Origin of the sequence: Streptosporangium sp. NPDC005286, assembly GCF_040607515.1 — a bacterium.
In the GTDB taxonomy this organism is placed as follows: domain Bacteria; phylum Actinomycetota; class Actinomycetes; order Streptosporangiales; family Streptosporangiaceae; genus Streptosporangium.
On record NZ_JBEXGU010000115.1, the window covers coordinates 16,815 to 27,354 of the forward strand.

Sequence of the window (10,540 nt, forward strand, 5' to 3'; positions counted from 1 at the left end):
GGGTCCGGCCGAAACGCAGTCCCCCCCTCCCGCGCCTCAGGTCCACAACGTGTCCGACGGCGCCCAGGGTGCCCCCGGCGGGCGGGGGACGCTCCCCCCGCAGGCTCAGCCCGGCACGCGGGGTCTCTCCGACGGACAGGAGACGCTTCCTCCACAGGGCACGCGCGACGGGCAGGGGACACCCCTCTCGCACGCCGGGGCGGGTCCGGGGCCCGCCGGACCGTCCCGCCCGGCCGGGGGACGGCCCCGCTTCGCCAGGCCGCTGACGGTCGGCGCGCTCATCGGCTGGACCGCGCTGTCGGTGATCCTCCCCGGCGCGGCGCACCTGCGATCGGGACGCCGCCGCGTCGGATACATTCTGCTAACGATCTTCGGCGCGTTACTGCTCGCCGTCCTGGTCGGCGCGCTCATCCTCAGCGGCGAAGGGAACGCGGGCTTCGTCGCCCGGGACAGCACGCTGATGACCGGGGCGGCCCTGGCCATCGCCGGCGCGATCGCCTGGTTCCTGCTGGTGCTCTTCTCCTACATCTCCCTGGGACCGCAAAGGCTCAGCGGCAGGGGACAGATCGTGTCGGGCATCGCGGTGGGCGTGCTGTGCGTGTCGGTGATGGCGCCGTTCGCGCTAACCGCGAGCACCGTGCTGACCCTCAAGGAGGCGGCCAACAGCATCTTCGAGAGCAACGCGGGCAATCCCAGCGCCGCCCCCGTCAAGCACGAGGATCCGTGGGGCGGGCGCGATCGGGTGAACTTCCTGCTCATCGGCGGCGACGGGGCCGGGAACCGGGAAGGCGTGCGGACCGACAGCATGAACGTGGCCAGCGTGCACGTCGCGACCGGCAACACCGCCATGTTCAGCCTTCCCCGTAACCTCCAGCACGTCCGCTTCACACCGGGCACCGCGCTCGCCAAGCAGTTCCCCAACGGCTTCATGCGCGAGTTGCCCAACGGCGGCCTGCTCAACGAGGTCTGGCAGTACGCCGAGGACCACCCCGAGGTCATGCCCGGCAAGAAGACGGGGCAGCGAGGCCCCGCGGCGCTCATGGACGCCATCGGCTACACGCTCAACCTGAAGATCGACCACTACGCCCTGGTGAACATGTACGGCTTCGCCCACCTGGTCGACGCCATCGGCGGCCTGAAGATCAAGGTGGAGCGCGACGTCCCGTGGGGCGGCCTCTACGGCACCGCCGGGACCATCAAGGCCGGATACCAGAAGCTCACCGGCGAGGAGGCGCTCTGGTACGGGCGTTCCCGCGTCGGCAGTGACGACTTCTCCCGGATGGCCCGCCAGCGCTGCGTCATCGGCGCCTTCGCCCAGCAGGCCACCCCCTCGGTGGTGCTCACCAACTTCGCCAAGATCGCAAATGTGGCCAAGAAGTCCGCCAAGACCGACATTCCCCGCGAGTTGCTTGAGCACATCACCGAACTGGGGCTGAAGGTCAAGGACGCCAGGATCGTCAGCCTCCAGTTCGTGCCGCCGGAGTTCTACACCGGCTCGCCGGACTGGCAGAAGATCCGTGCCGCGACCGCCAGGACGCTGCGCCAGTCGGTGCGGCCCGCCCGCCGCCCCCAGGCCGCGGGGGTGACCGCCTCCCCCGGCGCGAGCGGCGCGACGCCCGCCGCCACGCCCAAGCCCTCCAGGAGCACGGCGGTCCAGCCGAGCCAGACCCCCACCCAGAACGGCAAGTCCGCCCAGTCCCTGGACGAGGCCTGCGGGTTCTGACCGCAGATCACCCCGCGCGGTACGGCCGGTCCTCCCCGGGGAGGGCCGGCCGTACTTCTCTGTCGAACCGGCGCCCGCCGGGACCGTCGCGTCCCCGGCTCAGCCGATCCCGACGGCCCTGGCGGTCCTGGGCAGCAGGGCGAAGGCGCCGAGATAGATCAGGCCCGCCACGATCAGCAGTGCCTGGTAGCCGATGACCAGCGCCAGATACTCCAGGCAGCCGCCGACCATCGCGCCCAGCAGGTTGGCGCCGAAGGACACGGTGGCGTCGGCGGAGTCGGCGAAGCGCTTGGCGAACACCACGTTGGCCGCGAAGATCGGCAGGAACGCCACGACCACGGCGACCACCGCGCGCAACGGCAGCGGCAGGCCCAGCAGCCAGGAGTTGGGCACCAGCCAGGCCAGGACCAGCCCGGCGAGCAGCACGCCGTACATCACGGGTAGAGACGGCACCCGGAAGCGGCGGGTCACCTCCACCGCGGCGAGCACGGCGACCAGCACCCCGCCGAACACGATCGCGTTCACCACCCAGGTGGTGCCGAACAGCAGCGCGAACCCGGTGACGCTCTTGGTCTCCAGCAGCAGGAACGCCACGCCGAGCAGGAAGAGGTCGGCGTACGGGCGCATCCGGCGGTACGGGCCGGCGACGGCGCGGACGGCGAGCAGGCTGACGAGGAGGATCAGCCCGAGGGTGATGATGTAGATCTGCGGGATCGTCTGGTCCTTCAGGTAGAGGAAGGGCCGGTCGTCACCGGTCGGCGGCGGGGTGTCGGCGGTCGCCCCCGCCCACTCGGAGCCGCACCGCTGCGCCTCGGTGGTGAGACCCGCGGTGATCACCGCCTGCTGGCCGGTCTCGCTGACGATGTCGACGCAGGGCTTGTGGCCGAAGGCGGCCTGCATGGTGGAGCCGAGGCGGTCCACCAGCCAGGTCTCGCGGTAGTAGTTGTACATCGAGAAGGCGCCGCCGGGCTTGAGGTGGTCCCTGGCGGCCTCCATCGCCTGCTGGGTGAACAGGTAGCTCTCCAGCCGCAGCGAACTCGCCCCGGAGACCAGGGTGAGCGAGTCGGGCAGCGCGAAGAGGATCAGGTCGTACTTGCCGGAGGTCCTCTCCAGGAAGGCGCGGCCGTCGGTGACGTGGGTGGTGACCCGGGGGTCGTCGTAGGGCCTGTCCGGGTGGTAGGAGCGCCCGAGTTCGAGCAGCTTGGGGTCGATCTCCACGGCGTCCACGTGCTTGGCGCCCTTGGACAGCGCGATCGACACGTCGGTGCCGCTGCCCGCGCCCACGATCAGCACGTCGTCCAGCTTGCCGGAGGCCGCCCGCTCGTACGGCAGGGCGTACTGGCGCTCCCACTCCAGGCGGCTCTTGGCCGGGGTGGCCTGCTGGTGCGGGATGCCGTTGACCTTGATGTCCATCAGCGGCACGTCGTTCCAGTGGCCGCGCACGTAGGTCACCTTGTAGTAGGGCGACCACAGCGCCCCGGCCGTCAGCGTCTCCATCGCGAGGGCGCCGACGATGACCAGCGACGGGACCAGCAGCGCCACGCGGGCCCAGACCCTGCGGGGCCAGAGCAGCACCGCGTAGGCGATCGCGGCGATCGTGCCCCACACCACCGGGGGCGCGCTGAGGAACGACAGCGCGGTGAACAGCCCGATGCCGCTGAGGCTGCCGATCAGGTCGTAGCGGTAGGCCTCCAGCCGTTCGAGTTCGGGGAAGCACCGCCCGACCAGCTCGGCCGGGCCCATCAGCACGATCGCCGCCGCGGCGAAGATCACCGGCAGGATCAGCCAGGCGGGCGGCCCGCTCTCGCTCAGGCTCGTCCAGTACAGGACGCCCTCGGTCTGGCGGTCCACGGTCACCGGGAAGAACAGCACGACCAGAACCAGGACCGCCAGCACGATCGGCGAGTAGTAGGGCTGCCGGGTGCTGCGCCCCACCCGCAGGAAGCCGAGCCCGATGCCGAGGAAGGATCCCAGCAGGACGAAGTTGGTGAAGTAACTGAGGTGAACGATGTTCGACCCGGTCCACCGGATCAGGGCCAGTTCCAGGAAGAGCATGAAACCACTGGCCACGATCAGTCTGGGACGGGTGCCCAGCCAGTGCGTGTGCCGGACATCGGAATGGGAGGTTGGCGTCGTCTCCGCCGCTGCGGTCATGCCGCCCAACGCTAGTGACCGGTACTCGCTCAGGGAAGGAAATCCACGCCCACCATTTGCACCGATTGGACACTTGAAACCTGATAGGGGACGGTTTCAACGGCTGGACGCGCTCGAGGTGAATGCAGGAATGTGGTGAAGTCCGATCCCCCCGAGTACCGGTGGTGCACATGCGAGTCCTGCTCCAGCTCCGCCCCTCTCCCGACGTCGTCGCGGCCGTGGCCGACCCCTCGGTGAGCACGGCGGCGGCCGACGTCGCCGACCCGCTGCCCGGGGTCGTCGTGGACCCCTCCTTCTCGCCCGTCGTCGTACCCCGCCCGGTGCCCGGCGCCGGAGGCGACCCGCTCTCGCTCAACCAGCCGCTGACGTTCTCCTTCGCCGCCGACGAGGCCTCCGTCCTGGTCCGCGGGGAGATCTCCGACGACGAGACATCCACCCGGATCACCCTGCTGCCCACGCTCCGCCCCGACGTCGTGGGGGTCTTCGCCGACCCGGTGATCGAGCGGGGCCTCACCTGCGGCGGCACGCCCCCGGTGGGCGACTGGCGTGACGTGGAGCGACTGCTCCACGTCACCGAGCTGGCCGGTGACGGCCTCGACGGCTCGGGCGTCGCGCTCGCGGTGCTCGACACCGGAATCAACTCCGCGCACGTCGCCCGGCACCTCGGCCGCGATGTCATCGTCGACGAGCGGCGCAGCTGGAAACCGTCGGGGGTGCAGGGCAGGGCGGGTGAGTTCCCCGTCGACCACGGCACGATGTGCGCCTTCGACGCGCTCATCGCCGCCCCGAGGGCGTCACTGATCGACATGCCGGTGCTGCTCTCCCGGCGCCCCGGCGGCTCGGCCCTGGACGGCCTGCTGTCGGACGCGGTGGCGGCCTTCGCCCACCTGCGCACCGTCCTGGAAGCCCAGCCCGCCGCTTCGCGGTCCCTGGTCGTCAGCAACAGCTGGGGCTCCTTCTCTCCCAGCTGGGACTTCCCCGTCGGCCACCCCGGCAACTACTCCGACAACCCGGCCCACCCGTTCAACCTGATCGTCTCCAGCCTGGAGCGGGCGGGCGCCGACGTGCTGTTCGCCGCGGGAAACTGCGGGCGCGACTGCCCCGACGGCCGGTGCGCGTACCCGGACCGGCCGATCACCGGCGCCAACTCCCACCCGCGCGTCCTGTCGATCGGCGGCGTCGACACCCGTGGCGAGCGGGTCGGCTACTCCTCTCAGGGGCCGGGCCGTCTCGTCGCCCGTAAGCCGGACCTGTGCGCCTACACCCACTTCTCCGGCTCCCGGGCCTTCGGCGACGACGAGGCGGACTCGGGCACCTCGGCCGCGTGCCCCGTCACCGCCGGCCTGGTCGCGGCCGTGCGCACCCGGTGGTCCTCCTCCCGCCTGTCCCCCGCCCAGCTGCGCACCCTGCTCCGGCGCACCGCCGACGACCGGAGCGACATCGGCTTCGACCACGACCACGGCTACGGCGTCGTCGACGCCGCCGGGATCCTCGCCTCGCTGCGCCGCCGCGCCGAACGCGTGCCGTGAGGTCATGCTCCTGATCACCGTACGGCTCCCGCCCGACGCGACGCTCGCGCGGGCCGAGCGGCACCTGGGGCCGCCGGAGAAGGAGAACCCGAGAATCGAGCCGTACGGCCCCCGGCCGGCCTTTCGCCCGGGGGCCGCCGCACAGGCGGCCGAGCCACGCCTGACTCGTCAGGACCCCGGCGCCCCGCGCGGCGAGCCCCGATCCATGAAGAAGTCGTGGACGCCGGGCTCGGGCGTCCTGGTGCCGGACGCCCGCGCCCCGGGGTTGACCTAGCGCTTGCTACGTCTTACGGTGGGGCGCACGCCGGATCGGGGCGAGAGATTGCGAGATCGCTGTGGGTCGACGCCTCATCGGGATGCTCAGGCCGTTCGTCCAGTGGCTGTCGGCGACCGACGCCTTCGCCAGGATCGCCCCCGGGATCGTGCCCAGGATGGACCGGGCCGCGCACCGCCTGACCCGGGGCAGGGTCGTGCTGAGCGACCAGATGCTGCCCACCCTCATCCTCACCACGACCGGCAGCAAAAGCGGCGAGCCCCGCGTCGCGCCGGTCTCCTGCCTGCCCGAGGACGACGGCGGCTTCCTGCTGGTCGGCTCCAACTTCGGCCGCCCGAACCACCCCGCCTGGAGCGGCAACCTCATCGCGACCCCGGAGGCCACGGTGAGCTTCCGGGGCCGGGTGTCACCGGTCACCGGTCGCCTGCTGACCGGCGACGAACGGGCCGACGCCTGGGCACGGCTGGTCGGGGCCTGGCCGGTCTACGACCGCTACACCGAGCGGGCGGCCGACCGCGAACTGCGCGTCTTCCGCCTCTCTCCTCGCCTCTGACCGGCCACGCCCACGGCGCCGTCGACACTCCCGGGATCCTCGCCTCGTTGCGCCGCCGCGCCGAACGCGTACCGTGAGGTCATGCTCCTGATCACCGTACGGCTCCCGCCCGACGCGACGCTCGCGCAGGCCATGCGGCATCTGGGACTGCCCAAGGAGGAGGTCGACACCGGCTACGGCCTGGTGCTCATCGACCCCGATCAGGGCCTGTACGGGCTGCGGGTGACCGAGGCCGCGGCCCGCCGTGTCGACCCCGCGGCGGGCGAGGGCCCCTACGCCGACCCGAGGATCGAGCCGTACGGCCCCCCGGCCTGAGGTCCCCGGAGGTCGTCGTGAGTCAGAGCCGACCGGGGTCGCGGCGCGTGCCGCCGGACCGGCTCGGCCACCTTGGGATCATGTCCGTAGTCAGGCATCGGCCGCCCCTTTGACATCGCGGGCACGGTAGGTGTCCTCGATGGCCAGGCCACTCTCCAGGCCCCAGCTGACGATCCGCGCCGGGTACAGCCCAGGTCACGTTGACCGACGAGGGCACGCGGCTCGCCGTCGAGGCGCACCGCGACGTGACCGTGCGGCTGGACGCCCTGGCGGGTGAACTGCCGGACGCCGACAGGGATCGGCTGGCGTCGGTCATCACGCGGCTTCTCAGCCGGCACGGCGCGCTGACGTGACACCCCCGCGACCTGGCCCGCTGAACGCGCACCGGCAGGCCGGGTTCGTGGCGGAGGACCGAAAGGCGCGGTCGACGCGGCATCCGGCGGCCTCGACGGTCAGGCGTTCTCGCGGTTGAAGACGCGGGTGCCCACCGAGACACAGACCACGGAGAAAACCGCGGTCACGGCGACGCCCACGACCACGGTCATCGTCGCGTAGTGGCCGACGAACAGCTCACGTATGGCCTCCAGCACGTAGCGGAACGGTGTGAGGCGTGACAGCGCGTCCAGCCAGCCGGGCGCCATCGACATCGGCAGGAACGCACCGGACAGCAGGACCAGCGGGACCACCGCCGTGCTCATGACCGGCGCGAACGCGTCGGGGTCCATGACGAGCGCGATCGCGTTGGAGAGCGCGGCCAGGCTGACCCCGAGCAGCGTCATCAGGGCGAGCGCGAGCAGCACGCCGGGGAGCGCCGCGCGCAGGCCGAAGGCGTAACCCACCGCGATCAGCATGATCGACTGGATCAGCAGGGTGAGCGAGCTGGCCAGCACCCGGCCGAGCAGCAGCGAGACGCGGTGCGCCGGGGTGACCCGCAGCCGGTCCAGCACACCGGCCCCGGCGTCGAAGACGATGCCGAAGCCGGACAGACCCGCACTGAACAGCCCGACCTGGACCAGCAGGCCGGGGATCAGCGTCTCCCAGGTGCCGATCGTGGCGAACAGCGGGCCGAACAACACCAGATAGAGCAGAGGCTGCAGTACCCCGAAGACGATCCCCGCCTTCTGCCGCAAGGCTATCCGGACGTTGTGCCGGAAGATCAGCCAGGTGTCGCGGACGACGCCCATCGAGCCGTTCACCGCCCCTCACCCGCCGCGCGAGCCTCTCGCCGCCCGCCTGCCGTTCCACCGGTGAGCGCCTGGCCGTCGGCCGTTCCATCGGCGGTGCGGACCTTGAAGGCCGTCGCGCCTCCCTCACGGGAACCACCGGGCACCTCGCCGGGCGCGTGAAGCTCACCTTCCTCCTGGGAGGCGCCGGGCGCGCGGGACTCGCCGGGCGGCTCACCACCTGGCGGATCGTCTCTCAGGGAGCGGCCGGTGATGGACAGGAAGACGTCGTCGAGGGTGCCGGTGCCGCCCTTGAGTTCGGCCGGGGTACCCTCGGCGACGATCACGCCGTGGTCGATGATGAACAGGCGGTCGGCGAGCGTGTCCGCCTCTTCGAGATAGTGCGTGGTCAGGAAGACCGTGAGGCCGGCACCGTCACGCAGGTCCCTGATCTGGTCCCAGAGGCCGGCCCGGCTCTGCGGGTCCAGGCCCGTGGTGGGCTCGTCGAGGAAGAGCAGTGACGGGTTGTGGACCAGCCCGAACGCGAGATCGAACCGGCGGCGCTGGCCGCCGGAGAGAGCCCCGCCCGGCCGCTCCCGCAACGCGGTCAGCCCGAGTCGGCCGAGCACCTCGGCGACCCGCTCCCGCGCCTCGGCCGGGCGCATGCCGTAGAGCATCGCGTGGAGTTCCAACTCCTCCCCCACTGGGTTCGCCGGGGCGATCCCGCCGCTCTGGGACACATAGCCGATGCTCCGCCGCACGCCCTTCGGGTCGGTGATCAGGTCGTGCCCGGCGACCGTGGCACTGCCCCCGGTGGGACGGAGCAGTGTGGTCAGCATGCGCATCGTGGTCGTCTTTCCCGCGCCGTTGGGACCGAGGAACCCGACGATCTCCCCGGCCTCCACCGCCAGGTCGACGCCCCGGACGGCCTCGGCACCGCCGGGGAAGGTCTTGCTCAGAGCTGATGTCTTGATCATTTGATCGCCTCCATTCGTAAAGTAACACCAAATTTGGGGTCACTGCAAAATTTGTCCGACCCCATAGAATGACCTCATGAGTGAGGGCCTGCGTGAGCGCAAGAAGCGGGAGACCAGGGAGCGCATCTCCGACGTCGCCACCGGGCTGTTCATGATGCGAGGCTTCGACAACGTGACGGTGGCCGAGGTCGCCAGAGCCGCCGACGTGTCGGTCAACACGGTCTTCAACTACTTCGGCACCAAGGAGGACCTGCTCTTCGACCGGCGGCAGGAGGTGGAGGACCTGCCGAGCAGGGTGGTGCGGGAGCGCGGGCCGGGAGAGAGCGCGCTGGAGGCACTGCGCCGTGACTTTCTCGACGCGCTCGACACACGGCACCATCGCTATGGCTTTCACGAGGGCAGTGACGCCTTCACCCGGATGGTCGCCGAGAGCCCTTCACTCAACGCCCGGATCAGGGAGATGAACGAGGCGCGCGAGCAGGCCCTGGCCAGAACGCTCGCCGACGAGGCAGACGCCGACCCCGACGACCTCACCCCCGCGTTCGCCGCCGCCCAGATCTGCGCGGTGCTGCGCGGACTGATGGTCCACGCCGTCCAGCGCATGCTCGCGGGCGAGACCCTCGACGCCATCGCCCCCGACCTGCGCCGGCAGGCCGAGTGCGCCTTCGAACTCCTGGAGTCGGGCATCGGCGGCTACTGCGTCAGGTCACCGAGCGCCCCGCACTGACCTGGCCCGACTCCCCTGGCGGAACCGGGCCGCCGTCAACGCGTTACGATCTTGGCTTGTCCTCGGTCATCCGACCCATCCGACCCCCTCAGGAGCCACCCGTGCCGACGCGCGAGCGTCTCCGCGCCGTGCTGGAAACGTCCCGTTTCCAGCACTTCATCACCGCCGTCATCGTGATCAACGCGGCCACACTCGGGCTGGAGACCTCGGCCGAGGCCGTCAAACGGTACGGCACGGTGCTCACCGTGATCGACCATCTGGCGCTCTACATCTTCGTCGCCGAACTGGCCGTCAAGCTCTACGCCCAGGGCTGGCGGTTCTTCCGCAACCCGTGGAACCTGTTCGACGCCGCGATCGTGACGGCCTCGCTGCTGCCCACCGCGGGTGGGCTCTCGGTCCTGCGGGCGCTGCGGATCCTGCGGGCGCTACGGCTGATCTCCGTGGTGCCGAGCCTGCGCAAGGTGGTGACCGCACTGCTCACCGCGGTGCCGGGGATGACCTCGATCGTGCTGCTGCTGGGACTTGTGCTCTACGTCGCGGCGGTGATGGGCACGAAGCTCTACCACGCCACCGCTCCTGAGTATTTCGGCGACCTGCCCACCTCGCTGTTCACCCTGTTCCAGATGATGACCGGGGACGCCTGGTCCGACATCACCCGCGAGGTGATGGACGAGCACCCGGAGGCGTGGGTGTTCTTCGTGGCGTTCATGCTGGTGTGCACGTTCGTGGTGCTGAACCTGTTCATCGCGGTGGTGGTCAGCGCGATGGAGGAGGAGCACGCCGAGGAGTCCGTGCAGGCGACCGCGGAGCTGGGGAGAACGGTGCTCGCCGAGTTGGCCGCACTCCGGGCCGAGGTGCGGGAACTGCGGGACCGGGTCCCCGCGACGCGCGGCGGCGGTCCGGGTACGGCCGCGAACGGCGGGCCGGGGAACAACGGCGCGGGAAACAACGGCGCGGGGAGCAACGGCGCGGGGAGCAACGGCGCGGGGAGCAACGGCGCGGGGAGCAACGGTACGGGAGGCAACGGTACGGGGAGCAACGGTACGGGAGGCAACGGTACGGGGAGCAACGGTACGGGAGGCAACGGTACGGGGAGCAACGGTGCGGGAGGCAACGGTACGGGGA

At 70.9% G+C, this 10,540-nt stretch carries 11 protein-coding genes; 8 read left to right on the plus strand and 3 right to left on the minus strand.

Annotated elements, in window-relative coordinates:
* Nucleotides 1–49 precede the first annotated feature (49 nt).
* Nucleotides 50–1,723, plus strand: a complete 1,674-nt coding sequence (locus tag ABZU75_RS31900) for an LCP family protein (protein WP_355562267.1) — start codon at nt 50–52, stop codon at nt 1,721–1,723.
* Nucleotides 1,724–1,822: 99 nt separating this feature from the next.
* Here the strand turns inward: ABZU75_RS31900 and ABZU75_RS31905 are convergent, their stop codons facing one another.
* A complete protein-coding gene (locus ABZU75_RS31905) occupies nt 1,823–3,877 on the minus strand; it encodes a spermidine synthase (protein WP_355562269.1) in 2,055 nt (684 codons plus the stop codon).
* A 170-nt stretch (nt 3,878–4,047) separates the two neighbouring features.
* Here ABZU75_RS31905 and ABZU75_RS31910 point away from each other — a divergent pair, with 170 nt between their 5' ends.
* The 5 genes from ABZU75_RS31910 to ABZU75_RS31930 all read left to right on the plus strand — a co-directional run bounded on the left by ABZU75_RS31910 (nt 4,048) and on the right by ABZU75_RS31930 (nt 6,901).
* A complete protein-coding gene (locus ABZU75_RS31910; RefSeq protein ID WP_355562272.1) occupies nt 4,048–5,406 on the plus strand; it encodes a S8 family serine peptidase in 1,359 nt (452 codons plus the stop codon).
* A 4-nt stretch (nt 5,407–5,410) separates the two neighbouring features.
* Entirely contained in the window at nt 5,411–5,680 is a 270-nt protein-coding gene (locus tag ABZU75_RS31915; protein WP_355562275.1) for a hypothetical protein, read from the plus strand.
* Between the two features lie 82 nt (nt 5,681–5,762).
* Nucleotides 5,763–6,233: a nitroreductase family deazaflavin-dependent oxidoreductase gene (locus ABZU75_RS31920; protein ID WP_350963418.1), complete on the plus strand. Its 471-nt coding sequence runs from the start codon at nt 5,763–5,765 to the stop codon at nt 6,231–6,233.
* A gap of 81 nt (nt 6,234–6,314) precedes the next feature.
* Nucleotides 6,315–6,548: a hypothetical protein gene (locus ABZU75_RS31925; RefSeq protein ID WP_350920441.1), complete on the plus strand. Its 234-nt coding sequence runs from the start codon at nt 6,315–6,317 to the stop codon at nt 6,546–6,548.
* Nucleotides 6,549–6,748: 200 nt separating this feature from the next.
* On the plus strand, nt 6,749–6,901 hold the full coding sequence (locus ABZU75_RS31930) for a hypothetical protein (RefSeq protein ID WP_355562280.1): 153 nt from the start codon (nt 6,749–6,751) through the stop codon (nt 6,899–6,901).
* A 99-nt stretch (nt 6,902–7,000) separates the two neighbouring features.
* On the opposite strand, the gene ABZU75_RS31935 is transcribed toward ABZU75_RS31930, so the two are convergent.
* Entirely contained in the window at nt 7,001–7,744 is a 744-nt protein-coding gene (locus tag ABZU75_RS31935; protein ID WP_355562283.1) for an ABC transporter permease, read from the minus strand.
* Nucleotides 7,741–8,688, minus strand: coding sequence for an ATP-binding cassette domain-containing protein (locus ABZU75_RS31940; protein WP_355562286.1), 948 nt, complete (start codon nt 8,686–8,688; stop codon nt 7,741–7,743). Before ABZU75_RS31940 ends, ABZU75_RS31935 begins: the two co-directional genes overlap by 4 nt.
* 76 nt (nt 8,689–8,764) lie before the next feature.
* On the opposite strand from ABZU75_RS31940, the gene ABZU75_RS31945 reads away from it, so the two are divergent.
* Nucleotides 8,765–9,415: a TetR/AcrR family transcriptional regulator gene (locus ABZU75_RS31945; protein WP_355562289.1), complete on the plus strand. Its 651-nt coding sequence runs from the start codon at nt 8,765–8,767 to the stop codon at nt 9,413–9,415.
* A gap of 101 nt (nt 9,416–9,516) precedes the next feature.
* On the plus strand, nt 9,517–10,540 hold a 1,024-nt coding region (locus ABZU75_RS31950), incomplete at its 3' end, for an ion transporter (protein WP_355562292.1).

What these genes read in the sequence shown, in the direction of transcription:
- ABZU75_RS31910 (WP_355562272.1), top strand. Translation starts at nt 4,048, where the DNA reads ATGCGAGTCCTGCTCCAGCTCCGCCCCTCTCCCGACGTCGTCGCGGCC.
- ABZU75_RS31920 (WP_350963418.1), top strand. Translation starts at nt 5,763, where the DNA reads ATGCTCAGGCCGTTCGTCCAGTGGCTGTCGGCGACCGACGCCTTCGCC.
- ABZU75_RS31945 (WP_355562289.1), top strand. Translation starts at nt 8,765, where the DNA reads ATGAGTGAGGGCCTGCGTGAGCGCAAGAAGCGGGAGACCAGGGAGCGC.
- ABZU75_RS31925 (WP_350920441.1), top strand. Translation starts at nt 6,315, where the DNA reads ATGCTCCTGATCACCGTACGGCTCCCGCCCGACGCGACGCTCGCGCAG.
- ABZU75_RS31940 (WP_355562286.1), bottom strand. Translation starts at nt 8,688, where the DNA reads ATGATCAAGACATCAGCTCTGAGCAAGACCTTCCCCGGCGGTGCCGAG.
- ABZU75_RS31915 (WP_355562275.1), top strand. Translation starts at nt 5,411, where the DNA reads ATGCTCCTGATCACCGTACGGCTCCCGCCCGACGCGACGCTCGCGCGG.
- ABZU75_RS31905 (WP_355562269.1), bottom strand. Translation starts at nt 3,877, where the DNA reads ATGACCGCAGCGGCGGAGACGACGCCAACCTCCCATTCCGATGTCCGG.